The sequence below is a fragment of the Geodermatophilus sp. SYSU D00691 genome (genome assembly GCF_054050275.1).
On sequence record NZ_JBJGYZ010000002.1, the window covers coordinates 131936 to 157301 of the forward strand.

Sequence of the window (25366 nt, forward strand, 5' to 3'; positions counted from 1 at the left end):
ATCTCCTCCCGGGACGGCGGTGTCCCGACGAGGGTGACCGCCGTCACCGGGGCGCGCGTAGGCCACTTCCACGTGGCGGAAGGCGATCTGCGAGCGTCCGCCGCCGCCCGGCGACCACGGCGGTGCCCCCGTAGGCGGCGGTCAGCAGGAGCAGCAGCGCCAGCGGCGCGGGCCACCCGTCGGTGGCGGCGTAGAGGACGGCGACGGCGAGCGGCCCGGCCGCACCCCCGGTGAAGCCCACGACCTGCGCCATGCCGGAGAGCCGGCGCGCCTGGTCCTCGTCGGCGCTGCGCAGCACGATCAGCGTGTACGCCAGGGCGACGCCGGCCCCCTGGGCGAGCCCGCCGACCACCGCCCAGACCGGCCAGGCCGCCGGCGCCACCAGCAGCCCCACCACCAGCGCGGCCCAGGCGGCGGCCACCGCGACGCCGAGGACCCGCTGCCCCGCCCACCGGCGGACCACCAGCGGGACGACGAGCGTGCCCGGGATGCCGACCAGCTGGAACGTGGTCGCGGCGGCGGCCCCGGCGTCGATGCTGCCGACCTCGTCGAGCAGCAGGGTCGGCAGCCACGCCGTCACCGCGTAGTACAGCGCCGACTGGACGGCGAGCAACCCGCTGACCGCCCAGGCCAGCGGGGACCGCCACACCCGCGGTCCGCTCCCCCGCGCCTCGGGCGCCGGCCCGCGGTCCGCGACCGCGCGGGTGGCCCGCGCCCAGACCGCGGCGGCCAGCAGCGCGAGCACCGCCCAGCAGGCCAGCGCCACCCGCCAGCCCCACAGCGCGGCCAGCGGCGCGGTGGCGGCCGCGGTGACGGCGGCGCCGCCGGCCAGGGTGGTGGTGTACAGGCCGGTCACCGTGCCGGCGCGGGAGCCGAAGTCGCGCTTGACCACGACCGGCAGCAGCACGTTGCCGACGGTCATGGCGGCGCCGATGACGACCGTGCCGGCGAGCAGGACCGCGGCGCCGTCCAGCACGCGCAGCGCGGTGGCCGCGGCGAGGACGACGAGCGAGGCCAGGACCGCCCGCTCGGCGCCCGACCGGCGCCCCAGCCCCGCGGCGGCCGGCGCCAGCGCGGCGAAGCACAGCACGGGCAGCGTGGTGAGCAGCCCGGCCACCGTCGGGGAGAGCCTCAGGTCGGCCCGGACCTCGGGCAGCACCGGCGAGACCGCGGCGATCGCGCCACGGAGGTTCAGGCCGGTCAGCAGCACGGCCGCCAGGAGCAGCCCGGTGCCGGCCGGCCGGCTCATGCCTCCCGCAGCTCTTCGAGGACGGTCTTCGCGACCTTGAAGGCGTGGTTGGCCGCGGGCACCCCCGCGTAGATCGCGGCGTGCTGGATGACCTCGGCGATCTCCTCGTCGGTCAGCCCGTTGTTCTTCGCCGCGCGCACGTGCAGCGCGAACTCGTCCCAGTGCCGCAGCGCGATGGTGATGGCGAGCGTGAGCAGGCTGCGGTCGCGCCGGGCCAGGCCGGGCCGCTGCCACAGGTCACCCCAGGCGGTGCGGGTGATGAAGTCCTGGAAGTCCGCGGTGAACGGGGTGGTGCCGGCGACCGCCCGGTCCACCCAGGCGTCGCCCAGCACCTCCCGGCGGGTGCGCATGCCGGCCGCGCGCCGGTCGTCGTCGCTCGTCACCGGGCGCCTCCGTCGAAGTGGGCGAGCAGGGCGCCGGTGACCTCCAGCGTCCGCTCCAGGTTGGCCAGGTGGGCGCCCGGGCTCACGGTGAGCAGCTCGGCGCCCGGGATGCCCGCGGCGATCGCCCGCTGGTGCTCCGGCGGCAGCGCCTGGTCCTCGGCGGCCGAGACCACCAGCGTGGGCGCGGTGATCCGCGGCAGGTCCTCGCGCAGGTCCACGCGGGCGACCACCTCGGCGCACGCCGCGTAGCCCTCGTCGTCGGCCTGGGCGATCTGCGCCTGCAGCCGGGTGACCAGGTCGGGGTGCTCGGCGGCGTACCCCGGCGTCAGCCAGCGGCTGACCACGGTCGGCGCGATGGGCGCGGTGCCGCCGGCGCGCACGGCCGCCGCCCGGTCGAGGAAACCCTGCGGCTCGGTCTTCGCCGAGCTGAACAGGACGGCGAGCCGGTCGACCCGCTGCGGTTCGCGGGCGGCCAGCCGCATCGCGACCATGCCGCCGATCGACACCCCGGCGACGTGCGCGCGCTCGGCGCCGACCCGGTCGAGCAGGCCGACGAGGTCGTCGACCAGGTCGTCGAGGGTGTACGGCCCGGCCGGCGCGGGCGAGGTGCCGTGGCCGCGCATGTCGTAGGTGAGCACGCGGAACCGCTCGGCCAGCGCCGGCACCTGCGGCTCCCACATGGCGCGGGTGGCGCCCAGGGAGTTGGCCAGGACGACGACCGGCGCGTCGGCCGGCCCGTCGGCGGTGTGCTCGACCTCGACGGCTGTCATGCGGTCCCCTCCGTCAGTGCGGCGTGCTCGGCCAGCACGGCCTCGACCTGCGCTGCGGCCTCGCCGAGGTCGGGCCCCGACGCCTCCAGCAGGCCGCGGTCCAGGTCGGTCCGCTCGGCCAGGACGGCGGCCAGCGGCAGGCCGGTCTCCCGCGCGCGGCGGGCGGCGTCTGCCACGGCCTCGTGCGCGGCGGCCCGCCCCAGGGTCTCGGCCAGCGCGTCGGTGGCCCGCTGCGCCAGCGCCGGCTCGGCGGCGGCCGCGACGGTCGCCGCCATGCGGTCGGCGTCGACGCGGAGGACGGCGAGGCTCTCGGCCAGCCAGGAGGCGGCCGAGCCGACCGTCGTCAGCAGGTCGGTGAGCGCGGGCCACTCGCTGTGCCAGGCACCGGCGGCCCGCTCGTGCTCCTGCTCCATCGCCGCGAGCAGCGTCGCGACCAGGCCGGGCGCGCGGCGGGCGCAGGCCCGCGCCGAGATCGCGGCGACCGGGTTGGCCTTGTGCGGCATCGCCGACGACCCGCCGCGCCCCTCGGCCACCTCGGCGGCCTCGGCCACCTCGGTCTGCGCGAGCAGGACGACGTCGACGGCGACCGTGGCCACCACGCCGGCGGCCGCGCCCAGCGCGCCGGCCAGGTCGGCGACCGGCAGCCGCACCGTGAACCAGGGGGCCGCGGTCGCGACCAGGCCGAGCTCCTCGGCCAGCCGGGCCCGCACGTCGGTGCCGGACCCCTTGCTGGCCGCCAGGGTGCCGACCGCTCCGCCGTACTGCACCGGCAGCGACGCGACCACCTCGGCCAGGCGCTCGCGCGCGCCGTCGAGGCCGGCCAGCCAGCCGGCCGCCTTGAGCCCGAACGTCGTCGGCAGCGCCTGCTGCATCAGGGTGCGGCCCATGACCGGGTCGTCGGCGTGGTCGCGGGCGAGGCCCGCGGCGGAGCGCGCGGCCGCGGCCAGGTCGGCGTCGATCGCCGCGATCGCCGCGCGGGCCAGCAGCACCAGCGCCGTGTCGACGACGTCCTGGCTGGTGGCGCCGACGTGCACGGCGACCGCGTCGCGCTCGCCCACGGCCGCCTGCAGGACCTTCACCAGGGGCGGCACCGGGTTGCCGGCGTCGGCCGCCCGGGCGACCACGGCGGCCAGGTCGAGCCGCGACGGGTCGGCGCAGGCCGCGGTCACCGCGTCGGCGGCCGTCGTCGGCACCAGGCCGGTGCGCGCGGCGGCCCGGGCGAGGGCGGCCTCGACCTCGAGCAGCGCGCGCAGCCACGCCTCGTCGGAGACGGCCGCGGCCGCTCCCCCGCGGGCGAACGTGCCGCTCCAGAGACCACTCACGGGTCGGTTCTACCGGAGCGGCTCAGACGGCGAAGAAGACGGTCTCGTCGTCCCCCTGCAGGTGGACGTCGAAGCGGTAGCCGTCGCCGGTCGGCTCGGCGACCAGCGTCCGCCGCTGCTGCTCGGACAGCCCGCGCAGGACGACGTCCTCGGCGTTGGCCTCGGCCTCGTCGGCGAAGTAGATCCGGGTGACCACGCGGTCGAGCAGGCCGCGGGCGAAGACCGAGACGTCGACGTGCGGCGCCTGCAGCCCGCCCTCGCCGTCGGGCACCCGGCCCGGCTTGAGCGTGAACACCTCGAACCCGCCGGAGATCGTCTGCGCGCGGGCGTAGCCGCGGAAGCCCGGGTACGCCGAGGCGCCGCGCGGGTCCTCCGGGGAGGCGAAGCGGCCGTCGGGGTCGGCCTGCCACGTCTCCACCATCGCGTCGGGCACCACGTCGCCGGCGCCGTCGAACACCCGGCCGCGGATCCAGAAGCCGCCCGGGATGCCCTCGGCGGCGGCGAAGACCCCGTCGGGCCAGGTCAGGCCGATCGCCAGGTACGGCCCGACGGTCGCGCTCGGCGTCGTCCCCAGCCGCAGCGGCCCGGTGAGGAAGCCGCTGCCGCGCTGCCCCGAGCGGGGCTGGAAGGGCTCGGCCGGGTCCGGCGGGACCTCCAGCGGGTTCACGGTCGTCACGCGACATCTCCGTCGTCGTCGGTCTCGAACGGCGTCTGCTCGGTGCCGCGCAGCACGATGTCCCACTCGAAGGCCAGCGCCCAGTTGTCCTGGGTGCGCTCGAGCGAGAACCGGCTGATCGCGCGGTGCCGGGCGGCGGCCGGGATGGCGTTGAAGATCGGGTCCTGGCCGAACAGCGGGTCGTCCGGGAAGTACATCTGGGTGACCAGCCGCTGGGTGAAGGCCCGCCCGAACAGGCTGAAGTGGATGTGCGCCGGCCGCCAGGCGTTGTGGTGGTTGCCCCACGGGTAGGCGCCGGGCTTGATCGTCATGAACTCGTAGCGGCCCAGGCTGTCGGTGACCACGCGGCCGAGGCCGTCGAAGTGCGGGTCGAGCGGGGCGGGCCAGTTGTCGACGACGTGCCGGTAGCGACCGGACGCGTTGGCCTGCCACACCTCGACCAGCGCGCCGGGCACCGGGCGGCCGCCGCTGTCGAGCACGCGGCCGTGCACCAGGATCCGCTGGCCGAGCGCCTCGCCGCCGTTGCGCCAGGTCAGGTCGGCGTCGGCCGGCAGCACGCGGTCCTCGCCCAGCACCGGGCCGGTGACCTCGGTCAGCCTCTGCGGCAGGTCGACCGGCGTCCGCAGCGGGGCGCGCAGCGCGGTGCTCCGGTAGTCCGGGAAGCCGACGGGGGTGCGCGTCGCGTCGGGTTCGCGCAGGTAGCGCGGCACGATCAGCCCGCTCTGCGATGTGGTGCCGGTCATAGCCGGAAAGGTACGGCCCGGCCGTACCCTCCCCAAGCGGAGGCTTCCGGCGAGTGGAAGGGACGGACGGCGATGGCGGGACGCAGCGCGGCGCCCGGGCGGTCGGTGACCAGCCGCGCCCTCGCCGTCCTCGACGCCTTCGACAGCGCGGCCCCCCGGCTGTCGCTGTCGGAGATCGCCGAGCGCTCCGGCACGCCGCTGACCACCGCGCACCGGCTGCTGGCCGAGCTCACCGCCTGGGGAGCGCTCACGCGGCGCGGCGACGGCCGCTACGAGATCGGGCGCAAGCTGTGGGACCTCGGCCTGCTCGCACCCGTGCAGCTCGAGCTGCGCCAGGTGGCCGCCCCGTTCCTGCTGGACGTGCACACCGCCACCCGCGACACGGTGCACCTCGCCGTCCGCGAGGGCACGCGGGCGCTGTACGTCGAGCGGATCTCCGGGCGCGAGTCCGTGCCGGTGGTCAGCCAGGTGGGCAGCCGGCTGCCGCTGCACGCCACCGGCGTGGGCAAGGTGCTGCTCGCCGCGGCCCCGGACGACGTCGTCGACGAGGTGCTGCGCACGCTCAGCCGCGAGACCCGGCACACCGTCGTCGACCCCGGCCGGCTGCGCCGGGAGCTCACCGAGATCCGCCGCCGCGGGTTCGCCCGCACCGCCGAGGAGATGTCGCTGGGCACCGCCTCCGTCGCCGTCCCGGTCACCGTGGAGCGCTCCCCCGGCACGGTCGTCGCCGGGGCCCTCGGCATCGTCGTCCCCTCCCACCGGCGCGACGTCGTCCGCCTCGTCCCCGTGCTCGAGGTGGCCGCACGCGGCATCGGGCGCGAGCTGGCCCGAGCAGGCGCCTTCCGCTGAGCGGAAGGCGGCGCTCGCCGCCGTGGCGTAGCGGCCGTCACACTCCCCTCGTGCGCACTCAGGTGGGGATCATCGGTGCCGGCCCGGCCGGCCTGCTGCTGTCGCGACTGCTGACCCTCCAGGGCATCGACTCCGTCGTCCTGGAGAACCGCTCGCGCGAGTACGTGGAGGCCCGCATCCGCGCCGGCATCCTCGAACAGCACTCGGTCGACACGCTCGTCGCCGCCGGCGTCGGCGACCGGCTGCAGCGCGAGGGCCTCGAGCACCGCGGCATCCACCTGCAGTACCCCGGCACCCGCCACCAGCTCGACTTCAAGGAGCTGTGCGGCCGGACCGTCTGGGTCTACGGCCAGACCGAGGTGGTCAAGGACCTCGTCAAGGCCCAGCTCGACGGCGGCCCGCCGCTGCTCTTCGACGTCTCCGACGTGCAGCCGGAGGACGTCGACGGCGACAGCCCGCGCATCCGCTTCACCGACGCCGACGGCACCCCGCAGGTGCTCGAGTGCGACGTGATCGCCGGCACCGACGGCTTCCACGGCGTCTCGCGGCAGGTGGTCGGCGAGGGCACCGCGCAGAAGGTCTGGGAGCGCACCTACCCCTACGCCTGGCTGGGCATCCTGGCCGACGCCGCTCCGGCCACCGACGAGCTCATCTACGCCTGGCACCCCGACGGCTTCGCGCTGTACTCGATGCGCTCGCCGAAGGTCTCGCGGCTCTACCTGCAGGTCGACCCCGCGGAGAGGATCGAGGACTGGTCCGACGAGCGGATCTGGGACGCCCTCGACACCCGCTTCGCGCACGAGGGCTGGTCGGTCAACCGCGGCCCGGTCACCGACAAGTCGATCCTGCCGATGCGCTCGTTCGTCAGCGCCCCGATGCGCCACGGCCGGCTGTTCCTCGCCGGCGACGCCGCGCACATCGTGCCGCCGACCGGCGCCAAGGGGCTGAACCTGGCGGTCGCCGACGTCACCCGCCTGGCGACGGCGCTGGTGCGGCTGCTGCAGGAGAAGCAGACCGACCTGGTCGACTCCTACTCGGACAAGGCGCTGGAGCGGGTCTGGCGCTGCCAGCACTTCTCCTGGTTCATGACCTCGATGCTGCACCGCTCCGGCGACGACTTCGACGCCGAGCTGCAGCTGTCCCAGCTGCAGCGGGTCTGCTCGTCGGAGGCGGCCGCGCGCGAGCTCGCGGAGAACTACACCGGTCTGCCGATCGAGAACTGAGGGTGGCCGCCGGAGGGCTGCCCCTCGCGGAGCAGTGCCGGGTGGTCGTCGACAACGACTGGGCCGGGGACCCCGACGGCCTCGTCGCGCTGGCCCACCACCTGCTGTCGCCGACCAACCGGGTCGTCGCGGTCACCAGCTCCTTCCTCAACCCGGTGTTCGGCGAGCCGGGGACGACGGCGGAGCGGGGGGCGGCGCTGGCCCGCGAGCTGGTCGACCTGGTCGGCGGCCCCGTGCGGCCGCCGGTGCACGCCGGCGCCGAGTCGGCGTTCGACGGCGCGACGACGTCGGGGGCGTCGGCGGCGTCCGCGGCCATCGTCGCCGAGGCGCGGCGGGACGACGACCTGCCGCTGTTCCTGGTGTGCGCCGGCCCGCTGACCAACGTCGCGGCCGCCCTGGCCGAGGCACCCGACATCGCCTCCCGCTTCACCCTGGTCTGGGTGGGCGGGGCGCGGGCGGCCGACGCGGCCGAGTACAACCGGGACACCGACCAGCCCGCGGCCGACCTGGTCTTCGGCCGGTCGGCCCTGCCCATCCGGCAGTTCCCGCTGGAGACCTACCGCCGCTGCGCCTTCTCGGTCGCCGAGGTCGAGCACGACCTGGCCGGCAGCGGCGCGGTCGGCCGGTGGCTGTGGACCCGCTTCCTGGAGCTCCCGCTCCCCGGCTGGATCCGGCTCGGCGGCGTCTGGCCGCTCGGCGACAGCCCGCCGCTGCTGGTCACCGCGCTGAGCGACGAGTCGAGCAGCTGGACCGAGACCCGGGCGGAGCCGGTCGGCGCCGCCCGCCGGGTCTACACGGACGTCGACACCCGGCTGCTGTTCGGCGACATGCTCGCCAAGCTGCGCGCCCACGAGCACCGTCGGGGCGGCTGACCGCCCACCTGTGCCACAGTGGGGGCAGGGCACGCCGACGTGCCCCCGGACGAGCACCGCCGTACCCGGCACGCGACAAGACGGCGGCGGGAGCGTGCGCCGTGCACTGGGTCGTCCTCGTCGTCTCCGGGGTCCTCGAGGCCGTCTGGGCCACCGCCCTGCACCGGTCGGAGGGCTTCAGCCGGCCCGGGCCCACCGTGGTCTTCGCCGTGGCCGTCGTCGCCAGCATGGTCGGCCTGGCCTGGGCCATGCGGGGGCTGCCGCTGGGCACCGCCTACGCGGTGTGGGTCGGCATCGGCGCGGGCCTGACCGCGGCCTACGCCATGTGGGCCGGCCTGGAGCCGGTGTCGGTCCTCCGGGTGTTCCTGCTGCTGGGCATCGTCGGCTGCGTGATCGGCCTCAAGGTGACGGCATAGGAACCGTCACGCCAGCGCCTCGCACAACCCCGTGAGTTCGAAGACGTCCACATCGGCTGGCCCTGCTTGGAAGACCACGGCACCGCTGGCATCTCGCACCGTGCGGCCGGCCGTCAACGCCAGGGTGCCCTCGCCGGGTCGGTGGAGGTTGATCTTGCGACCGGTGCTCGTGAACTCTCCCGTCACGGGGTCCACCGTGTCCGTCCCGGCCACCCGGTCGACGAAGGTCTCCCCGGTGTCCGACCGGGTCAGCACCCCGACGAAGCTGATCGTGAAGAGGATGCGTGTCGCGACACCGGCGTCGTCCACGAAGGTCGTGCGGGTGATGCGCTCCGACACCATGTCCTCGTGCAAGGTGAAGGACCCGCAGTCGACGTCCGGCAGGGTGGCCATGTTCTGATCGGTGAAGACCTCCCGCGACGGGGGCGCGGCCATGGCGGGCCCGCTCACTCCTAGCGTCGTCAGCAGCGTCGCCGTCGTCAGGCAGGCTGCGGCGACGGTGCGGTGGGTGGCTCGCGACCTCGTCGGACGCGGCTGGGGAACCACAGCCCGCCACCTCCTTCGGGAGCCCCTGCTCGCCCGTCGATTCTGCTCGCGCATGGATTGCGGGGACGCTGACGGCGCTCGCGCAACGGAAGTCGTCACCGACGGCGGCGTGGCGCCGCCGTCGGTGCGGGTTCATCGACACGCCGTGCAGGCAGGCGGCCCGGGGTTCGAACCGCCAGGCCGCCCGGTGCTGCGGCAGCGATGAGCGCCGATGGCGCTTCCCCGGTGGAGGTCCCCGCGCCAGCGGTTGCGGCACCCGGTCCCGTCCCCGACGGTGCTGGGCGTGGACCCCTTCCGCGGCTTCGGGCGCATCCCCGGCCTGTCGGAGCTGCTGGAGCTCCTCCAGCGGCAGACCGAGGCGCTGGCCCAGCTGCCGCGCACGCTCGCCGACCTGCAGGGCACGGTCCGGCAGCTGACCGACGCCACGACGACGGCGAAGGACACCATCGCCTCGGCGCAGCGGACCGCCGAGCGGCTGGAGGCCCTCGTCGAGGAGCTCGAGGAACCGGTGCGCGCCCTGCGCCCCGGCCTGGAGCGGCTGGGCCGGGTGCTCGACGACCCCGCCGTCGACACCGTCCCGGACACCCTCCGCCGCATCCACGACGACCTCATGCCGCTGATCGCCTCGGTGCGGCAGGCGCAGACCCGGGTGGGGTCGGTCACCGGTCTGCTGCGCCGCCGCGGGCGGGACGAGGGCGAGCACCCGGACGGCTGACTCGGTCGGGCCCCACCCAGTTGCGCCGGGTACCGTGCCTGTCGCCCCCCGTACGTGGCCCGCTGGAGGTGCTGTGGTCCCGGTTCCACCCGTGGGGCCCGGTGCTGCCGACGTCTTCCGCGACGGGGGCGACAACGGTCGCCTGATGGCCGCCTTCGACTGGGCGACCACCCCGGTGGGCCCGGTGGAGACCTGGCCGGCCAGCCTGCGCTTCGCCGTCCGGACCGTGCTGGCCTCGCGGTTCCCGATGATCCTGGCCTGGGGCCCGGGCTACACGCAGTTCTACAACGACGCCTACGCCACGCTCATCGGCGCGAAGCACCCCGGCGCCATCGGCGACGACCTGCGGATCACCCTGGCCGAGGGCTGGGCGGCCCTGCAGGAGCCGGTCGAGCACGCGATGGCGGCCCGCGAGCCGTCGTGGATCCCGCAGCTGCTGCTCCTGCTCGAGCGCGCCGGGTACCGCGAGGAGACGTACTTCACCGTCTCGCACGCCCCCGCCTACGGCGACGACGGCGAGGTCGCCGGGATGCACGCCGTGTGCACCGAGGTCACCCGGCAGGTGCTGGCCGAGCGCCGGCAGAGCCTGCTGCACCAGGTGGCCGCGGCCGCGGGCCGGCTGGCCGAGGAGCGGTCCACCGTCGAGCAGATGTGCGCGGCCCTGGCCGACGGGGCGCTCGACGTCCCGTTCGCCGCGGTCTACCTCTCCTCCCCCGACGGCCGGCTGCACCTGGCCGCCACCTGCGGCTGCGACGCCGAGCGGTTGCCGGCGTCGGTGGCCGCCGCCGCGGAGGTGCTGCCCCGCGACGTCGGGACGCTGGCGATCCCCGGCGGTCCCTGGGGCGACCCCGTCCGCGAGGCCGTGACGCTGCCGCTCTCCGGCGGGCGGGACGGCGACCCGGTGGGCCTGCTGGTCGCCGGCGTCAGCCCCAACCGGGCGCTGGACGCGGAGCACCGGTCGTTCCACGAGCTGCTGGCCGGCCAGTTCGCCGGCGCGGTGGTCAACGCCCGCGCCTTCGCAGCCGAGCGGGAGCGGGCCGAGACCCTGGCCGAGCTCGACCGCGCCAAGACGGCGTTCTTCGCCGACGTGAGCCACGAGCTGCGCACGCCGCTGACCCTGCTGCTGGCGCCGATCGCCGACCTGCTCGGCGAGGCCGGGCTGGACGCCGACGCCCGCGAGCAGCTGGAGCTGGCCCTGCGCAACGGCCGGCGGTTGCGGCGGCTGGTCGACGACCTGCTGGAGTTCGTGCGCATCGAGGGCGGCCGGGCCACCCCCGTGCGGGTCGAGACCGACGTGCCGGGCCTGACCGCCGAGCTGGCCGGCCTGCTGCGCTCGGCCGCCGAGCGGGCCGGCCTGCGGCTCGACGTCGACTGCCCGCCGCTGCCGCACCCGGCCCACGTCGACCCCCGCATGTGGGAGAAGGTCGTCGTCAACCTGGTCGCCAACGCGGTGAAGTACACCTTCGTCGGGAGCATCCGCGTCGCGCTGCGCGCGGGGGCCGACGGCTTCGAGCTCACCGTCGCCGACACCGGCGTGGGCATCCCCGCCGAGGAGCTCCCGCGGCTGTTCGAGCGGTTCCACCGGGTGGCCGGCAGTGCCGCGCGCAGCCGCGAGGGCAGCGGCCTGGGGCTCGCCCTGGTGCGCGAGCTCGTGGAGTTGCACGGCGGCAGCGTCACCGTGGTGAGCACCCCGGGCGAGGGCAGCACCTTCACGGTGCGGATGCCCTGGGGCGTCCCGGACGCGCCCGGGCACGCCGCCGCGGCGCCGTCCGAGGACGCGGCCGGCGCGGCCTCGGTGCCGTGGGACGACGTCGCCGCCGTCCCGGCCGCCCCGCCGTCCGTCTCCGGTGCGAGCGTGCTCGTCGTCGACGACAACGCCGACATGCGCACCTACCTGACCCGGCTGCTCGCGCCGCACTGGACGGTCCGCACCGCCCCGGACGGGCAGTCGGCGCTGGCCTCGGTGGCCGCGCAGCCGCCGGACCTCGTGGTCACCGACGTGATGATGCCGGGGATGGACGGGTTCGAGCTGCTCCGCGAGCTGCGCCGCTCCGCCGCGACCCGGCGGATCCCGGTGCTCATGCTCACCGCCCGCGCCGGCCAGGAGGCCGCCGTGGAGGGCTTCGCCGCCGGGGTCGACGACTACCTGGCCAAGCCGTTCGAGGCGCCGGAGCTGGTCGCCCGGGTGCGGGTGCTGGTCGAGCGGGCGGCCGGCCGGGAGCCGGCGCCCACCGTGGCGGCGTCCCCGGTCGCCCTCCCCCGGCCCGTCGAGCCGCGCGACGCGGCCGCGGTCCCCGAGCCGCGGCCGGCGCCGGTCCCGGTGACCGGGACGGCGGAGGCGTCGTGGCGGTTCGCGTCGAGCCCGCGGTCCATCCCCGCCGTGCGGGCGCGGCTGCGGGCCGTGCTCGCCGACGCCGGCGTGGGCGAGGACGACGCCTACGACCTCGTGCTGGCCGCGTGCGAGGCCGCCACCAACGCCATCGAGCACGCCCAGCAGCCGACCGAGCCGTTCTTCGACGTCTCGGCCCGGGTGGGCGACGGCGCGGTGGAGATCGCCGTGCGCGACTACGGCCAGTGGCGCGAGCGCGTGCCGAGCATGGACCGCGGCCGCGGGTCGGCGCTGATGAGCGCGGTCGCCGAGATCACCGCCACCCCGAGCCCGGCCGGGACGACGGTGGTCATCCGGACGCGGTAGGGCGGACCTCCCGCTCGGCCGACAGCAGGCGCAGCAGCTCGTCGGCGACCTGCTCCTTCGGCGCGATCCCCGACACGACGGCGCCCGGCTCGTCGGGCCCGAGCGGCTCGAGGGTCGCCAGCTGGCTGGTGAGCAGGGACGGCGGCATGTAGTGGCCGGTGCGCGCCTCGACCCTGCCGCGGATCAGCTCGGGATCGGCGCTGACGTGCGCGAACCACACGGAGGGGTGGCCGTCGCAGAGCACGTCGCGGTAGGCGCGCCTGAGCGCCGAGCAGGTGACCACCAGGTCGCGGCCGTCGCGCTCGTGCTCGCCGATCCAGTCGGCCAGCCGGCGCAGCCACGGCCAGCGGTCGTCGTCGTCCAGCGGGGTGCCCGCGCGCATCTTCTCGACGTTCTCCGGCGGGTGGAACTCGTCGCCCTCGGCGAACTCCCAGCCCAGGCGGGCGACCAGCTCGGCCGCCACCGTGGACTTGCCGGCGCCGGACACGCCCATGACCACGACCGTCGTCGTCCGCGGGGACTCCGTCACAGCTGCTCCCCTCAGACGTCGGTGATGCGGATCCCGGCGTGGGCCTTGTAGCGGCGGTTGACCGACACCAGGTTGATCGTCAGCGCCTCGACCTGGCGGGCGTTGCGCAGCCGCCCGGCGTAGATCCCGCGCATCCCCGGCAGCCGCCCGGCCAGCGCCTGCACCAGGTCCATCGCCGCCCGGTCGTCCCCGACCACCATCACGTCCCCGTCGATCGTCGGGTGCGACAGGTCCTCCAGCAGCCGCGCCGACAGGTGGTGGAACGCCCCCACCACCGTGGAGTCCGGCAGCAGCGCCGCGGCCTGCTGCGCCGCCGACCCCTCCGGCACGTCGAGCACGTAGGCGCCCAGCTCGTCCCAGCCCATCGGCACCACGCAGTCCACCACCACCTTGCCGGCCAGCGCCGGGGCCAGCCCGGCCAGCAGCGCGGCGTGCCCGTCGTAGGGCACCGCCACGATCACCAGGTCCGCCGCACCGGCGACGTCGGCGTTGCCCCCGCCGGTCACCGACACCGCCACCCCCGGCGCGGCGGCCGACCGGGCCCGCTCGGCGACCTCCTCGGCGATCACCGCGCACCGGTCGGCGTCCCGGGACCCGAGCAGCACCCGCTGCCCGGCCGCGGCCAGCCGCACCGCCAGCCCCCGGCCCTGCGGCCCGGTCCCCCCGAGCACCCCGACGACCAGTTCCTCGACCGCGCGCCCGTCCGTCATGCCGCGATCATGCCCGGACGCCTCGGGGCGACCGTCAGTCGCCCTCCCACCGGCGGTCCTCGGCGGTCAGCTTCTCCTCGCGCTCGGCGACCGACTGCAGCGCGTGCTCGGCCTCCTCGCGGGTGGCGTACGGCCCGAGCCGGTGCCGCTCGGCGCAGCCGTCCCGCGGCTCGACCGTGTGGTGCTTCAGGCAGAAGAACCAGGGACCCTCGGCCATCTCGGCCTCCTCGTGTCGGGGGCCTCCATGCAAGCACGCAGCTCAGACGTCCACCATGACCTGGTCGTGCCGGGCGTAGAACGCCGTCCGCTCCTCGTCGCTCAGCTCGCGGCCGCTGCGGCGCAGCTCGGCGATCTCGGCGAAGAAGTTCTCCCGCGCGATGCCCGGGGCGAACAGGATGAGGAACGCGGTCTCCTTGTCGCCGTCGTTGCGGAACCCGTGCACGCCGGTCTCGTGCACCAGGGCGAAGTCGCCGGCCCGGTAGGGCTGCCACCGCCCGCCGGCGTAGACCGTCAGCTCGCCGCTGAGCACGTAGAACGACTCCTTGAACGTCCGGTGGTAGTGCGGCGCCGCGCCCGCCGACCGCGGCGCGACCCGGTACTCGAGGAGCCCGAAGCGGCCGCCGGTGGCGCTGCCGGGAGCCACCATGCGCAGCGAGCTGGTGGGGCCGTGGTCCACCAGCGGGTGCTCGGCGACGGTGCGGACGTCGTAGAGCGACGGGTCGGGGTGCGACATGCACCCCACCCTGGCACCGGGGGCCGCGTCGTGACAGCGGGTGACGACATCGGGAAGCCCCCTGGAATTCACCTCCATGAGGCATCCTGCAGCGGTGCTCGACAGCGGCGCCGCGGAGACGGACCTCGGGTCGGGTCTGGCGGTGCTCGCCCGCGGACCCGAGCACCGGGTCGCCGCCCGGACCCTGGCGACCCTGCTCTTCCTCGCCGGGCTGATCGGCTCGGCGAACCTGTTCGTCGACGACATGGTCCGCCAGAGCGAACGGTGGCTCTACGGCGGCACGATGGCCCTCTGCATGGGGCTGGCCGTGCTGCTGGCCCTGCGCCGGAGCGCCACCCGGCCGCAGACCTTCGCCCTCGTGCTGCTCGGTGACCTGGTCTACGTCGTGGTGAGCCGCTGCCTGGCCGACCCGATCCACTACACGACCCCGCTGGCACTGCTGTTCCCCTGCTTCGTCGCGGCGTGGTTCCTCGGCCGGTGGCAGTTCGCCGTCAACCTCGTGGTCACCCCGATCGCCGTCGTCCTGGCGCTGGTCCAGACGCACCACGAGACCACCGGTCTGACCGTCCAGCTGGTGGTGAACTCGGGCATCCTCACGGTCGTCTCGCTCGCGGTCTTCGTGCTGCGCCGGCGCGTGGAGCGGCTGATCGACGCCATGCGGGCGCTGTCGGTGCGCGATCCGCTCACCGGGCTGCACAACCGCCGCTACCTGGTCGACCAGGCGCCCCGGGTGTGGCGGCAGGCCCGCCGCGACGGCACGCGGGTCGCCGCGATGGTGCTCGACCTCGACCACTTCAAGGCGCTCAACGACCTCCACGGGCACGCCGCCGGGGACGCCGTGCTGCGCGCGGTGGCCGCCGCGCTCGCGGCGAGCGTGCGGCCCGCCGACGTCCTGGCCCGCACCGGGGGCGAGGAGCTCGTCGTCCTCGGACTGGTCGGCGATGCGGCCGAGGCCGGCCACCTGGCCGAGCGGCTGAGGGCGGCCGTCGCCGCCGCCCGCACCCCGGAGGGGCAGGCGGTGACCGCCTCGATCGGGGTCGCGCTGACCCGTCCGGCGGACGGTGAGGACGTCCCCGGGGCGCTGTGGCGGCTGATCGACCGCGCCGACGCGGCGATGTACGAGGCCAAGCAGCAGGGCCGCGACCGGGTGGCCGCCCTGCAGCTGCCGCACCCGAGGCCGGCCCGGGTCGTCGAGCCGCCGTCCCCGCCGGAGCCGGTGCCCGGCCCGTTACCGGAGACCCCGGCCAGCGACGTCGCGTAGGGCGTTCGACCGGTGGACCGGCCGGTTGTCTGCTTCGCTGTCCGCATGACCCTCGTCGCGCCCGACCCGACGCGCACGGTGCCGCTGCCGCTGCGCGAGCAGGCCGAGGTCCGCGACCGGTGGCTGACCGAGCGCCTGCTCGACCTGCTGCCGGGGCTGATGGACCACGCGGGCATCGACCTGTGGCTGGTGGTCGGCCGGGAGTACAACGAGGACCCGGTCCTGCCCACGCTGCTGCCGGCCACCTGGCTGTCGGCGCGGCGGCGCACCATCCTCGCCCTGCACCGCAGCGACGACGGCGTCACGGCCGCGGCGGTCTCCCGCTACCCGGTCGGCCTGTTCGTGCCCGCCTGGTCCCCCGACGAGGACGCCGGGGTGCCGGCCGAGGAGTCGCAGTGGGCGGTGGTGCGCCGGATCGTCGAGCAGGCCGATCCCCGGCGGATCGGCATCGACGTGTCGGCCGACTTCGCGCTCGCCGACGGGCTCTCGCACACCGAGTTCGGGCAGCTGACCGCCGCGCTCGGCCGCTACGCCGAGCGGCTGGTCCCGGCCGAGGAGCTCGCGATCAGCTGGTTGGAGACCCGGCTGCCCGCCGAGATCGCGGCGCTGCACGCGCTCAACCGGCTGGCCCACCAGGTGATCGCCGAGGCCTACTCCCCCGCCGCCATCACCGTGGGGGTGACGACGGCGTTCGACCTCGCCTGGTGGATCCGGCAGCGGTTCGCCGACCTGGGCGTGGCCGCCTGGTTCCAGCCCACCGTCGGCCTGCAGCGGGCCGGCGTCCCGCTGGTCGAGGAGCGCGGGACGACGCTGCCCGCCGTCCCCTTCGACGCGGTGATCGAGCCCGGCGACCTCGTGCACTGCGACGTCGGGCTCACCAGCCTGGGGCTGGCCACCGACACCCAGCGCAACTGCTACGTGCTGCGGCCCGGCGAGACGCAGGCACCGGCCGGGCTGCGGGCGGCGCTGGCCGTCGGCAACCGCATGCAGGACCTGACGACGGCGGCGATGGTCCCCGGCCGCACCGGCGACGAGGTGCTCGCCGCCGCCCGGGCCGCCGCGGCCGCCGACGGCATCGACGGCGACGTCTACTCCCACCCGGTCGGCTACCACGGCCACGGGGCCGGCCCGGCGATCGGCCTGTGGGACCAGCAGGGCGGCGTCCCGGGGGCCGGTGCGCGGCGGCTGCGGCCCGACACCGCCTACGCGCTCGAGCTGTGCGTGCGGGTGCCGGTACCCGAGTGGGGCGGGCAGACGGTGCGGATGGCCCTGGAGCAGGGCGTCGCGCTCAGCGCGGACGGGGTCGAGTACCTCGACGACCGGCAGACCGAGCTGGTCGTCGTCCCGGGCGGCTGAGCGCGGCGGGGCCTACTTCTTCTTCTTGCGCGCGTCCGCGGTCTTCTTGCCGTTCGCCTTCTGGATGGCGTCGACGAGCTCCTTCTTCTTCATCGTGGAGCGGCCGGAGATCGACAGCTTCTTGGCGATGTCGAGCAGGTGCGACTTGGGCGCGTTGGCGTCGACGCCGCCCTTGGTCTTCCGGCCCGTGCCCCGGCCGCCGGCGGCCTGCGCGTCGGACGGGCCCTTGCGCCCGCCGGCCTTCTTCTCCCAGTGGTCGCCGACCTTCTCGAAGCTGTGCTTGACCGCGGCCCACGCCACCTGGTTGGCGCGCCGCTCGTCGCCGTACTCGTCGAGCGCCGAGTCGTGCGCCTTGGCGTAGGTGCGCTGCGCCTTGGCCGGCGAGCGCTTGAGGGTGCTGGGCAGCTCGCTCTTCTTCGCGGTGCCCTTGGTCGTGGTCTTCGGCATGACCGCTCCTCTCGTGATCACGAACGGCCCTACCCGCGGTCCGCCGGCGTCATCCCCGCAGGTCGGGGCTCACCCGATGAGGTACCGGCTCCAGAACGCCCGCTCCTCGCCGGTCAGCGCGCGCGAGGTGTCGGTGGCGGTGTCGAAGAGGACGAGGACGGCGTCGAGCCGGATCGCCGCCTCGCCGTCCTGCACCAGTTCCTGGCGCATGGTGAACGACCTGGTGCCGAGGCGGGTCACCCAGCTGCGCACCAGCAGCTGCTCGCCGGCGCGGTAGTAGAGCTGGCGCAGGTAGTCGACCTCGAGCCGGGCGAGGATGACGCCCGGCTGCCCGCCGGCGGCGACGCCCGGGGCCTCGGCCGCCACCGCCAGGCGGGCGTCCTCCAGCAGGCCGAGGGCCCGCGCGTGGTTGACGTGCCCGTAGACGTCGGGGTCGGACCAGCGCAGCTGGACCCGGTGCTCGTGGACGCCGGGTTCGTGGACCTCGCTCAGGGCAGGTCCGCCGTGTCCGACGACTGCCGGTGGCCGCCCTGGGCGTCGTCGGGGTCGGTGTGCACCGTGCGCTCCTCGGACTCGGCGAGGATCACCTCGGCGGCCACCTCCTCCATGCCGCTGCCCTTCATCTCCTCCTCCTCGGGCAGCAGCTGGGCGCGGGTCCCGATGTTGCCCTCGGTGACGTTGGCCAGCGCCTCGGGGCTCGGCTCCTTGTTCGTCGTCATGACCGCGCCCTCCTCAGAACCGCTGCTGCTCGGTGCCCAGCCCGAGCGCCTGGGCGACCGCCTGCACGTTCTCGAACCGCTCGTCCCCGGGCAGCCGGCGCAGGTCGGCGAGGACGCCGTCGGGGGCGTGGTTCTCCGTCGCCCGGGTGACGAGCTCGTCGCGGTCGGCCGGCCACACCTCCTTGCCCAGGTGCTCGGCGAGCGCGGCCCGCCGGTCGAGCCCGGCCTGGTCGGTGCCCGGCGCGGTCGCGGGCCGGTGCGGATCGCTCATGCGTCCTGCCCTCCCGGGGTGGAGGCGTCGGTGTAGCGCAGGACGGCGGCCACCGGGATGTCCCCGGGCATCGCCGCGCGGGGCACGACGACGACGTCGGCGGAGCTGCCGACGGCGGCGGCGAGCAGCGCGCGGTCGGCCGGCACCGAGTGGGACTCCTGGCTGCCGAGCGCCTCGAGGTCGCCGTGGTCGACGCCGAGCTCCAGGGGCGAGCCGCCCACCAGCAGCTTCTCGTCGTCCTGCTGGTCGGCGAGGACCAGCGTCTCGACCTGGCCCTTGCGCAGGGCCTCGACGACCAGCGCCGTGCCGGTCACCGACAGCCCGTGCGCGGACGCGGCCTCGACCTGCTCGACCGCGCGGGCCTCCTCGTGGGCCTCGTGCTCGGCGAGCAGCTCGGCCTCGCGCCGCTGGACCGGCTCGAGGTCGGCGCCGGCGGCGCGCCCGCCCTCGTCCATGCTGACGACCAGGTCCTTCCAGAGCTCGCTGGCCCGGTCGGTGAGGATCTGCCGGGCCCGGATGTCCCCCGCGACGAGGACGAACTTCGGCTGGAGCCGGCGGACCATCGAGGCGATGCTCTCCGCCACGTTGTCGGCGTTGTGCACCCACTTGTTCTCGGCGTTGTGCTGGTAGCGGTGGTGCGCCCAGCCGCCGCCCTGGAACTTGCGGATCTGGAAGCTGTCGCCCTCCACCTCCTTCTCCTCGATCGTCTGGCCCGGGCGGGCCGACACGGTGATGTCGGCGCCCACGCGGTCGACGACCGCGACGATGTGCGGGATCCGGCCGGGCAGCTGCCGGAGCACCGGCAGCAGGTCCGGCTGGGGGGACCACTCGGCGAGCTCCTGGCGCGGCTGGTCGACCAGCGGGGAGTCGAGCACCACCGTGCCGTCGGCGGCCACGACGACCGCCCGGCCGCGCCACGTGCCGGCCTCACCGCCGTCGTTGCCCTCCAGCAGCCGTCCGCGGACCGCCTCGACCACCGCCTCGGGGGCGCCCTGCTCGGCCAGCTTCTCGGCCACCGCGCGGACCCGCAGGTCCAGCTCGGTGTCGGCGTTCTCGGTCGTGTGCGTCACGTCGGCGCAGACCGTGGCGTAGGGCCCGGGTGCGGAGAACACGGGCTCCAGGAACGACACGTCCATGGGTGCGGACAACTCCTCGGTCGGCTCGGGTGGACCAGCTCGGGCGCGCACGAGCAGCGCCCGGTGGTGGTCGCCGCCTACCCAGCGACCGTCCCCTCACACCCCGGGTTCGGATGCCGGGGGCACGGGTAGGCGGTCGGCATGACCGAGCACGACCAGCTCCCCCTGCCCGACTACGACCACCTGCCGCTGGGCGGGCTGACGTCGCGCATCCGCACCCTGGACGAGGCGGGTGTGCAGACCCTCCTGGAGTACGAGCAGGCGCACGGCAACCGGCTGCCGGTGGTCGAGGTGCTGCGGAACCGGCTCGAGGGTCTCCGCAACGGCGCGCAGCCGTCCGGCGGCGACCCGGCCGCCGACTTCGCCGCCGAGGCGCCGGTGCACGCGGCGGGCGGCTCGAAGGTCTCCGAGGCCACGACCGGGCCGGCGATGAACCCGCCGTCCCAGGGCGACCCGACCAACCCGGCCCAGCCGCGCTCCACCGGCTGAGCGGCGGCCAGGACCGCGTCAGTCGCTGAACACCCCCACGATGTCCATGACCGCGGGGCCCAGGAGCACGACGAACAACGCCGGCAAGATGCAGAGGATGAGCGGGAAGATCACCTTGACGGGGATCTGCATCGCCCGCTCTTCCGCTCGCTGACGGCGCTTGAGCCGCATCTCCTGTGCCTGGGTGCGCAGCACGTCGGCGATCGAGACCCCGTACGCGTCCGCCTGCACGACGGCGCGGATGAAGCGGCGCAGGTCGACCACACCGTTGCGCTCGGCGAGAGCCAGGTACGCCTCGCGGCGGGGCTGACCGACCGCGATGTCCTGCAGCGTCCGGACCAGCTCCTCGGCGAGGGGACCCTTCCCGTTCTTCCCGGCACGCGCCATGGCCGACTCGAAGCCCAGCCCGGCCTCGACGGCGATGGTCATCTGGTCGAGCGTGTCCGCCAGCTCCAGGCCGATGGCCTTCTGCCGCTCCTGCCCACGGCTGTGCAGGAGAAGTTCGGGCACGTAGTAGGCGAGCAGGGTCACGCCCAGGGTGAGCAGCACGACGGGAAGTCCCGGACGCGCCGCGAACACCAGCGACCCCAGAGCCGCCGCCACGAGCGCGAGCACGATCTTGGCGGCGACCACGCGCGCCACCGGCCAGGTTCCGGGCCGGCCGGCGGTGGCCAGCAGCCGGTCGATCCGCGCCACCGTGCCCCGAGGGGTGAGCGCGTGCACCGCCCGGAGGAACAACGACGGCGCGGTGCGGCCGTTGCCGGCCCCGGACTCGCCCAGGTCGAGCCCGCGCGTGAGGTTGGTGCGGGCCTGCTGCACCGCGAGCCCTGGGCGGGCGACCAGTGCCCAGCCGAACACCGGCAGCGCCACGGCCACGGCCGCGATGGCCACGAGGACGGGGACGGGGAGACCGACCATCAGAACCGGATCCTCACCATCTTGGTGAGCCAGAACCCACCGGCCAGCAGCAGCAGCACGGCGACCCCGAGCATGGCGTAGCCGGCGAAGCTCTCGGTGAAGCCGGCGAGATAGCCGGGGTTGGTCATCCAGATGAACCCGGCGACCCCGAACGGGAGCGCCATGAGCACCACGGCGGAGAGCTTGCCCTCAGCCGACAGCGCCTTGACCTGGCGGCGGATGGCGTTGCGCTCCCGGATGGTGTGCCCCACCGCGTCGAGGACCTCCGCCAGGTTGCCGCCCACCTCGCGGTGGATCGCGATCGCCTGGGCCACCCAGGCGAAGTCGTCGCTGCCCATCCGAGCAGCCACCTCGTCGAGGGAGGCGTTGAGGTCGCGCCCGACCCGGGTCTCGTTGACGATCCGGGCGAACTCCTCCGACGTGGGCGCGGACGCCTCCTGGGCCACCGAGTCCACTGCGCGCAAGAGGCTGTGCCCGGCCCGCAGGCTGCTGGCCATGAGCTGCAGCGAGTCGTCGAGCTGGTCGGCGAACGCGCTGTGACGCCGCCCCGCCTTCAACGACAGGACCAGCTTGGCGCCGAGCGGCCCCACCACCGCCACGATCGCGCCCAGCAGCGGCCCTCCGAGCAGCGTGCCCACCGCCCCGAGGGCCAGGGTGAGCAGCGCGACGAGCAGGACGAAGTCGGACAGCGACGTCTTCAGCCCGGCGCGTTCGAGCGCGGCTGCGCCGGAGGCCGAGCGGCCCTGCTTCTCCAGCACCCGGTCCACGGCCGCCCCCGCCACGGCGCCGACGCCGGCCAGGGCGGAGGACGGGGGCGCGAGCGCGGGGTCCAGCCGGCTCAGGGGCACCCGGGCGGGCCCGGCGGGGAGGACGACGAGCGCGAGCAGCAGCAACGCGGCGAGGACCGCCGCCACCCCGAGGACGAGCGGCGTCTCCGTCATCCGGCCCAGCTCCTCTGCCGGGGCACCTCGGCGACCCCGAACACCCGGGGCGAGAGCGCGATGCCGAGTTCGGCGAAGCGGTCGGTGAACCGGGGCCGCACACCGGTGGGCACCGGCTTGCCGAGGAACCGGCCGGCCGCGTCCACCCCGGCCGAGTAGTCGAAGAGGAAGGCGTCCTGGAGGGTGACCGTCTCCCCCTCCATGCCCTGCACCTCGGTCACGTGGGTGACCCGGCGGGTGCCGTCACGCAGCCGGGTCAGCTGGACCACGACGTCGACGGCCGAGGCGATCTGCTCCCGGATCGCCCGCAGCGGCAGGTCCATGCCCGCCATGAGCACGAGGGTCTCCAGCCGGGCGATGGCGTCGCGGGGCGAGTTGGCGTGCACCGTCGACAGCGAGCCGTCGTGGCCGGTGTTCATCGCCTGCAGCATGTCGAGGGACTCCCCGCCGCGGCACTCCCCGACGACGATGCGGTCGGGGCGCATGCGCAGCGAGTTGCGGACGAGGTCGCGGATGGTGACGGCGCCGCGGCCCTCGATGTTGGGCGGCCGGGATTCCAGCCGGACGACGTGCTCCTGCTGCAGCTGGAGCTCGACGGCGTCCTCGATCGTGACGATGCGCTCCCCTTCGGGGATGAACGAGGAGAGGACGTTGAGCAGCGTCGTCTTCCCGGTACCCGTGCCCCCCGAGACGATGACGTTGAGCCGGGCCTCGACACAGGCCTGCAGCAGCTCGGCCATCTCCGGTGAGAGCGTGCCGAACCCCAGCAGGTCGTCGACGGTGAACGGGTCCTTCGAGAACTTGCGGATGGTCAGGGTGGACCCGCTGAAGGCCAGCGGCGGGATGATCGCGTTGACGCGGGAGCCGTCGGCCAGCCGCGCGTCGACCAGCGGCGAGCTCTCGTCGATCCGGCGTCCCACCCGCGACACGATCCGGTCGATGACCCGGCGCAGGTGCTCCTCGCCGGTGAACCGCACCCCGGTGCGCACCAGCTTCCCGGACTGCTCCACGTAGACCAGGTCGGGGCCGTTCACCATGATCTCGCTGATCGTCGGGTCGTCCAGCAGCCGCTGCAGCGGTCCGAGGCCGAGGACGTCGTCGGCCAGCTCGGCGGTCAGCCGCTGCCGCTCCTCGCTGCTGAGCGGGATCCGTTCCTCGTCGACGACCTCGTCGAGCTCGCCGAGCACGAGGGCCCGGAGCTTGTCCTCGGCCAGGCTCGGGTCGTTCATCCGGCTGCCCATGCGCTCGAACAGGGCCTTCGCCACCCGGTCCTTGAGCCGGACGAGCGCGTCGCTCGGCGGGGCGACCGCGAGCGGGGGGACGGGTCGCGGTGCGGCCACCTGCCGGGGATCGGCGTCGGGTGCCGGCGCGAGCGGCGCCGGGGTCGTCGGCGCGTCCGGGGCGGTGTGGCGGCCGCGCAGGGCCTCGAAGCGGGAGTTGAGGTCCATCAGGACGCCGCCCGGTGCCGGGCCCGGTAGCGACTGGCCTCGATCGGGGTGGCGGCGAACCGGCCCACCAGCCGGCGCAGCTCCTTGACCACGGGATCCCTTCCTCCGGACTGCAGCAGCGGCACGCCCTGGTTCGTCGACGGGGGCACGACCGACGAGCGGGGCAGCACGACGTCCACCGACGTGCCGATGGCCCGCTCGACGTCGCGGAGCGCGAGCCCGCCCTTGGTGTCGCCGAAGTTCATCACCACGTGGCGGCCGGCCGGGATCATGGACAGCTCGCGCAGCACGTCCAGCTCCTTGCGCAGGCCCCGGACCCCGGGGACGTCCATGCTGGTCAGCAGGATCACGTCGGTCGCCCGGTCGAGCGCGGCCAGGGTCTGCGCGGAGAGCCCCGGTGCGGTGTCGACGACCACGTAGCGGAACTCGCGCGACAGTGCCGCGAGCAGCCGGCCGACGCCTTCGGCGGTGACCTTGTCGCCCTCGACCGGCGAGTCCGTGCCGCAGACCGCGTACAGACCGGTGGGGTGCTGGGTGAGGAACGTCTTGAGCACCATCGTGTCCTGGCTGGCCGGGCCGTGGACGGCGTCCGGCAGCGTGTACTCGGGCTCGAGACCGAGCGCCGAAGCGACGTCGCCGAACTGCACGTCGAGGTCCACCAGCACCGTGGACTGGGGAGCGGCCTCGGTCAGGCCGACCGCGAGGTTCGTGGCGACGGTGGTCTTGCCGACGCCGCCCTTCGGCGAGGCGATCGTGATGACCCGTCCGGTGAAGCGCGCGGTCTCCGAGACCGGGCGGAGGACCCGCCGCCGCCCGATGGCCGCCTCGGCGGCGCGATCGACGGTCGCACGCAGCTCCTCCACGCCGGCGGCCGGGGACACCACGTCGCGGACGCCCGACCGCATCGCCGCCTGCCACAGCTCGGGCGTGGGGTCCGCCACAAGGACGACGCTGATCCCAGGGCACTGCACGTCGAGCCGGGCGGCGAGGGCGAGCACCTCCTGCGGTGCGGCTCCCTGCCCGACGCAGAGCACGTCGGGCAGCTCTGCGTCGGCCAGCAGCTCGAGCAACCGGGCGGCGTCCGCGGGCAGCCGTCCGGGCGGCAGCTCGCTCAGGTCCCCGTCGACGGCGGCGGAGACCCGCTGCCGCAGGTCGTCGTCGGCGGCAGCCAGCACCACACGGCTCACTGGTAGTCCTTCCCGTAGATGGAGCCCTGTGTGACCACGCTGGTCCCGCTCGTGTCGGCACCCTCCGGCTCCAGCGACAGCCACAGGCTGCCGTGCTCGGCGCCGAAGACGACCGCCTCCGCCGCCCGTGCGGTGACGGCGAGAGTGATCATGAGACTGCCCGCCGGAGCCGCCGTGCCGGCCGAGGCCGTGTCGGACTCTCCGTCGTCGGACGCGGTGACGACGGCCGGCGCGCCCTGGACCTGGGTGACGAGGACGTGGTCCAGGACGAGGTGGCTGGTGGACGTGCCGTCCTCGAACTCCAGGGACACGTACACCCCCACGGTGTCCCCCGCGGCCAGGCGGCCGCCGACGGCCCGCTGGGGCTCCAGGAGCACGCTCATCTCCTCGTACCCGTCGGGGACCGGGACGATCCCGGGGCCGGTCAGCTGCGCGGGGTCGGCGAAGCGGCTGGTCAGCAGCTGCTCGCCCGGCTGCAGGGTGACGGTGGTGACCTGGCCCGCCAGGGCGGTCAGGTCGTGCACCCGTCCCGTGGCGGCCACCTTGGCGGGGACCAGCCGGAGGTCGACCAGGGACGCCACCTCCTCGGCGGGGGTGCCCGACGGGATGGTCTCGGCCACGACGAGGACCTCGACCGACTCCACCCCGGCGAGGGCGCGCGCCTCGGCGCCCCGCACGTAGGCGAGCAGCACGACGGTGCCCGCGCCCGCGAGGAGCAGGGCTGCCAGCGCGGCGATGATTCGGCGTGTCACGGTGTGCGCC

30 protein-coding genes and 1 riboswitch are annotated in these 25366 nt (G+C 75.2%); of the genes, 9 read left to right on the forward strand and 21 right to left on the reverse strand.

What is annotated here, in order from left to right:
- Positions 1-43 precede the first annotated feature (43 nt).
- The 6 genes from ACI797_RS02110 to pcaH are packed head-to-tail and all read right to left on the reverse strand — an operon-like array spanning position 44 to position 5143.
- Positions 44-1249: an MFS transporter gene (locus ACI797_RS02110; RefSeq protein WP_456856847.1), complete on the reverse strand. Its 1206-nt coding sequence runs from the start codon at positions 1247-1249 to the stop codon at positions 44-46.
- Complete coding sequence (pcaC, locus tag ACI797_RS02115) at positions 1246-1632, reverse strand: 4-carboxymuconolactone decarboxylase (protein WP_456542260.1); 387 nt, start codon at positions 1630-1632, stop codon at positions 1246-1248. Before pcaC ends, ACI797_RS02110 begins: the two co-directional genes overlap by 4 nt.
- Positions 1629-2402 carry a 3-oxoadipate enol-lactonase gene (pcaD, locus tag ACI797_RS02120; protein ID WP_456542259.1) on the reverse strand — a complete coding sequence of 258 codons (774 nt, stop codon included), beginning with the start codon at positions 2400-2402 and terminating at the stop codon, positions 1629-1631. Before pcaD ends, pcaC begins: the two co-directional genes overlap by 4 nt.
- Entirely contained in the window at positions 2399-3724 is a 1326-nt protein-coding gene (pcaB, locus tag ACI797_RS02125; protein WP_456856851.1) for a 3-carboxy-cis,cis-muconate cycloisomerase, read from the reverse strand. The genes pcaD and pcaB overlap by 4 nt, the downstream gene beginning before the upstream one ends.
- Positions 3725-3746: 22 nt before the next feature.
- Positions 3747-4400, reverse strand: coding sequence for a protocatechuate 3,4-dioxygenase subunit alpha (gene pcaG, locus ACI797_RS02130; protein WP_456856852.1), 654 nt, complete (start codon positions 4398-4400; stop codon positions 3747-3749).
- On the reverse strand, positions 4397-5143 hold the full coding sequence (pcaH, locus tag ACI797_RS02135; RefSeq protein ID WP_456856854.1) for a protocatechuate 3,4-dioxygenase subunit beta: 747 nt from the start codon (positions 5141-5143) through the stop codon (positions 4397-4399). Before pcaH ends, pcaG begins: the two co-directional genes overlap by 4 nt.
- 72 nt (positions 5144-5215) lie before the next feature.
- Here pcaH and ACI797_RS02140 point away from each other — a divergent pair, with 72 nt between their 5' ends.
- The 4 genes from ACI797_RS02140 (at position 5216) to ACI797_RS02155 (ending at position 8503) form a co-directional block, all read left to right on the forward strand.
- Positions 5216-5992: an IclR family transcriptional regulator gene (locus tag ACI797_RS02140; protein ID WP_456856859.1), complete on the forward strand. Its 777-nt coding sequence runs from the start codon at positions 5216-5218 to the stop codon at positions 5990-5992.
- Positions 5993-6042: 50 nt separating this feature from the next.
- Entirely contained in the window at positions 6043-7215 is a 1173-nt protein-coding gene (locus ACI797_RS02145; protein ID WP_456856864.1) for a 4-hydroxybenzoate 3-monooxygenase, read from the forward strand.
- A 2-nt stretch (positions 7216-7217) separates the two neighbouring features.
- Positions 7218-8087: a nucleoside hydrolase gene (locus tag ACI797_RS02150; protein WP_456856869.1), complete on the forward strand. Its 870-nt coding sequence runs from the start codon at positions 7218-7220 to the stop codon at positions 8085-8087.
- 24 nt (positions 8088-8111) lie between these two features.
- A riboswitch (guanidine-III (ykkC-III) riboswitch) is annotated at positions 8112-8177 on the forward strand.
- A gap of 11 nt (positions 8178-8188) precedes the next feature.
- Positions 8189-8503: a DMT family transporter gene (locus tag ACI797_RS02155; protein ID WP_456856874.1), complete on the forward strand. Its 315-nt coding sequence runs from the start codon at positions 8189-8191 to the stop codon at positions 8501-8503.
- Positions 8504-8509: 6 nt separating this feature from the next.
- Here the strand turns inward: ACI797_RS02155 and ACI797_RS02160 are convergent, their stop codons facing one another.
- Complete coding sequence (locus ACI797_RS02160) at positions 8510-8938, reverse strand: hypothetical protein (RefSeq protein ID WP_456856879.1); 429 nt, start codon at positions 8936-8938, stop codon at positions 8510-8512.
- Between the two features lie 394 nt (positions 8939-9332).
- On the opposite strand from ACI797_RS02160, the gene ACI797_RS02165 reads away from it, so the two are divergent.
- Positions 9333-9764 (forward strand): hypothetical protein, encoded by a 432-nt coding sequence (locus tag ACI797_RS02165; RefSeq protein WP_456542251.1) that lies wholly within the window; start codon positions 9333-9335, stop codon positions 9762-9764.
- A 145-nt stretch (positions 9765-9909) separates the two neighbouring features.
- Positions 9910-12459: an ATP-binding protein gene (locus ACI797_RS02170; protein WP_456856885.1), complete on the forward strand. Its 2550-nt coding sequence runs from the start codon at positions 9910-9912 to the stop codon at positions 12457-12459.
- On the opposite strand, the gene ACI797_RS02175 is transcribed toward ACI797_RS02170, so the two are convergent.
- Genes ACI797_RS02175 through ACI797_RS02190 form a run of 4 tightly spaced genes read right to left on the reverse strand, consistent with a single transcriptional unit; the run spans position 12443 to position 14431 of the window.
- On the reverse strand, positions 12443-12988 hold the full coding sequence (locus ACI797_RS02175) for a gluconokinase (RefSeq protein ID WP_456856887.1): 546 nt from the start codon (positions 12986-12988) through the stop codon (positions 12443-12445). The genes ACI797_RS02170 and ACI797_RS02175 overlap by 17 nt on opposite strands.
- Positions 12989-12999: 11 nt before the next feature.
- Positions 13000-13698, reverse strand: a complete 699-nt coding sequence (gene npdG / locus ACI797_RS02180) for an NADPH-dependent F420 reductase (protein ID WP_456856888.1) — start codon at positions 13696-13698, stop codon at positions 13000-13002.
- 34 nt (positions 13699-13732) lie between these two features.
- Entirely contained in the window at positions 13733-13915 is a 183-nt protein-coding gene (locus tag ACI797_RS02185; protein WP_456542905.1) for a hypothetical protein, read from the reverse strand.
- A 42-nt stretch (positions 13916-13957) separates the two neighbouring features.
- Positions 13958-14431, reverse strand: a complete 474-nt coding sequence (locus ACI797_RS02190; protein ID WP_456856889.1) for a cupin domain-containing protein — start codon at positions 14429-14431, stop codon at positions 13958-13960.
- Positions 14432-14507: 76 nt separating this feature from the next.
- On the opposite strand from ACI797_RS02190, the gene ACI797_RS02195 reads away from it, so the two are divergent.
- Together ACI797_RS02195 and ACI797_RS02200 are read left to right on the forward strand one after the other, a co-directional pair.
- Positions 14508-15692: a diguanylate cyclase gene (locus ACI797_RS02195; RefSeq protein ID WP_456856890.1), complete on the forward strand. Its 1185-nt coding sequence runs from the start codon at positions 14508-14510 to the stop codon at positions 15690-15692.
- Positions 15693-15737: 45 nt separating this feature from the next.
- Positions 15738-17048, forward strand: a complete 1311-nt coding sequence (locus ACI797_RS02200; RefSeq protein ID WP_456856891.1) for a M24 family metallopeptidase — start codon at positions 15738-15740, stop codon at positions 17046-17048.
- Between the two features lie 12 nt (positions 17049-17060).
- Here the strand turns inward: ACI797_RS02200 and ACI797_RS02205 are convergent, their stop codons facing one another.
- The 5 genes from ACI797_RS02205 to ACI797_RS02225 form a co-directional block, all read right to left on the reverse strand.
- Positions 17061-17495, reverse strand: a complete 435-nt coding sequence (locus ACI797_RS02205) for a ChaB family protein (RefSeq protein ID WP_456856892.1) — start codon at positions 17493-17495, stop codon at positions 17061-17063.
- A 69-nt stretch (positions 17496-17564) separates the two neighbouring features.
- The gene (locus ACI797_RS02210; RefSeq protein WP_456856973.1) at positions 17565-17987 is read right to left on the reverse strand and encodes an acyl-CoA thioesterase; all 423 of its coding nucleotides are present in this window, start codon (positions 17985-17987) and stop codon (positions 17565-17567) included.
- Positions 17984-18214 (reverse strand): hypothetical protein, encoded by a 231-nt coding sequence (locus tag ACI797_RS02215; RefSeq protein ID WP_456856893.1) that lies wholly within the window; start codon positions 18212-18214, stop codon positions 17984-17986. Before ACI797_RS02215 ends, ACI797_RS02210 begins: the two co-directional genes overlap by 4 nt.
- Positions 18215-18227: 13 nt before the next feature.
- The gene (locus tag ACI797_RS02220) at positions 18228-18485 is read right to left on the reverse strand and encodes a DUF2795 domain-containing protein (RefSeq protein WP_456856894.1); all 258 of its coding nucleotides are present in this window, start codon (positions 18483-18485) and stop codon (positions 18228-18230) included.
- Positions 18482-19621, reverse strand: coding sequence for a baeRF2 domain-containing protein (locus tag ACI797_RS02225; RefSeq protein ID WP_456856895.1), 1140 nt, complete (start codon positions 19619-19621; stop codon positions 18482-18484). Before ACI797_RS02225 ends, ACI797_RS02220 begins: the two co-directional genes overlap by 4 nt.
- 141 nt (positions 19622-19762) lie before the next feature.
- Between ACI797_RS02225 and ACI797_RS02230 the strand changes: the two genes are divergently transcribed.
- Positions 19763-20110, forward strand: a complete 348-nt coding sequence (locus ACI797_RS02230) for a hypothetical protein (protein WP_456856896.1) — start codon at positions 19763-19765, stop codon at positions 20108-20110.
- Positions 20111-20128: 18 nt separating this feature from the next.
- Here the strand turns inward: ACI797_RS02230 and ACI797_RS02235 are convergent, their stop codons facing one another.
- Genes ACI797_RS02235 through cpaB form a run of 5 tightly spaced genes read right to left on the reverse strand, consistent with a single transcriptional unit; the run spans position 20129 to position 25356 of the window.
- Positions 20129-21028 (reverse strand): type II secretion system F family protein, encoded by a 900-nt coding sequence (locus ACI797_RS02235; protein ID WP_456856897.1) that lies wholly within the window; start codon positions 21026-21028, stop codon positions 20129-20131.
- The gene (locus tag ACI797_RS02240) at positions 21028-21969 is read right to left on the reverse strand and encodes a type II secretion system F family protein (RefSeq protein WP_456856898.1); all 942 of its coding nucleotides are present in this window, start codon (positions 21967-21969) and stop codon (positions 21028-21030) included. Before ACI797_RS02240 ends, ACI797_RS02235 begins: the two co-directional genes overlap by 1 nt.
- Positions 21966-23417, reverse strand: coding sequence for a CpaF family protein (locus ACI797_RS02245; protein ID WP_456856899.1), 1452 nt, complete (start codon positions 23415-23417; stop codon positions 21966-21968). Before ACI797_RS02245 ends, ACI797_RS02240 begins: the two co-directional genes overlap by 4 nt.
- Entirely contained in the window at positions 23417-24604 is a 1188-nt protein-coding gene (locus ACI797_RS02250; RefSeq protein WP_456856900.1) for an AAA family ATPase, read from the reverse strand. Before ACI797_RS02250 ends, ACI797_RS02245 begins: the two co-directional genes overlap by 1 nt.
- Positions 24601-25356 (reverse strand): Flp pilus assembly protein CpaB, encoded by a 756-nt coding sequence (gene cpaB, locus ACI797_RS02255; protein WP_456856901.1) that lies wholly within the window; start codon positions 25354-25356, stop codon positions 24601-24603. Before cpaB ends, ACI797_RS02250 begins: the two co-directional genes overlap by 4 nt.
- Positions 25357-25366: the final 10 nt, after the last annotated feature.

Bases quoted from the DNA above. Each gene is read 5' to 3' on its own strand.
- ACI797_RS02110 (WP_456856847.1), bottom strand. From the start codon at position 1,249: ATGAGCCGGCCGGCCGGCACCGGGCTGCTCCTGGCGGCCGTGCTGCTG.
- pcaD (WP_456542259.1), bottom strand. From the start codon at position 2,402: ATGACAGCCGTCGAGGTCGAGCACACCGCCGACGGGCCGGCCGACGCG.
- pcaH (WP_456856854.1), bottom strand. From the start codon at position 5,143: ATGACCGGCACCACATCGCAGAGCGGGCTGATCGTGCCGCGCTACCTG.
- ACI797_RS02140 (WP_456856859.1), top strand. From the start codon at position 5,216: ATGGCGGGACGCAGCGCGGCGCCCGGGCGGTCGGTGACCAGCCGCGCC.
- ACI797_RS02160 (WP_456856879.1), bottom strand. From the start codon at position 8,938: ATGGCCGCGCCCCCGTCGCGGGAGGTCTTCACCGATCAGAACATGGCC.
- ACI797_RS02170 (WP_456856885.1), top strand. From the start codon at position 9,910: ATGGCCGCCTTCGACTGGGCGACCACCCCGGTGGGCCCGGTGGAGACC.
- npdG (WP_456856888.1), bottom strand. From the start codon at position 13,698: ATGACGGACGGGCGCGCGGTCGAGGAACTGGTCGTCGGGGTGCTCGGG.
- ACI797_RS02185 (WP_456542905.1), bottom strand. From the start codon at position 13,915: ATGGCCGAGGGTCCCTGGTTCTTCTGCCTGAAGCACCACACGGTCGAG.
- ACI797_RS02190 (WP_456856889.1), bottom strand. From the start codon at position 14,431: ATGTCGCACCCCGACCCGTCGCTCTACGACGTCCGCACCGTCGCCGAG.
- ACI797_RS02195 (WP_456856890.1), top strand. From the start codon at position 14,508: ATGAGGCATCCTGCAGCGGTGCTCGACAGCGGCGCCGCGGAGACGGAC.
- ACI797_RS02200 (WP_456856891.1), top strand. From the start codon at position 15,738: ATGACCCTCGTCGCGCCCGACCCGACGCGCACGGTGCCGCTGCCGCTG.
- ACI797_RS02205 (WP_456856892.1), bottom strand. From the start codon at position 17,495: ATGCCGAAGACCACGACCAAGGGCACCGCGAAGAAGAGCGAGCTGCCC.
- ACI797_RS02215 (WP_456856893.1), bottom strand. From the start codon at position 18,214: ATGACGACGAACAAGGAGCCGAGCCCCGAGGCGCTGGCCAACGTCACC.
- ACI797_RS02220 (WP_456856894.1), bottom strand. From the start codon at position 18,485: ATGAGCGATCCGCACCGGCCCGCGACCGCGCCGGGCACCGACCAGGCC.
- ACI797_RS02225 (WP_456856895.1), bottom strand. From the start codon at position 19,621: ATGGACGTGTCGTTCCTGGAGCCCGTGTTCTCCGCACCCGGGCCCTAC.
- ACI797_RS02230 (WP_456856896.1), top strand. From the start codon at position 19,763: ATGACCGAGCACGACCAGCTCCCCCTGCCCGACTACGACCACCTGCCG.
- ACI797_RS02235 (WP_456856897.1), bottom strand. From the start codon at position 21,028: ATGGTCGGTCTCCCCGTCCCCGTCCTCGTGGCCATCGCGGCCGTGGCC.
- ACI797_RS02240 (WP_456856898.1), bottom strand. From the start codon at position 21,969: ATGACGGAGACGCCGCTCGTCCTCGGGGTGGCGGCGGTCCTCGCCGCG.
- ACI797_RS02245 (WP_456856899.1), bottom strand. From the start codon at position 23,417: ATGGACCTCAACTCCCGCTTCGAGGCCCTGCGCGGCCGCCACACCGCC.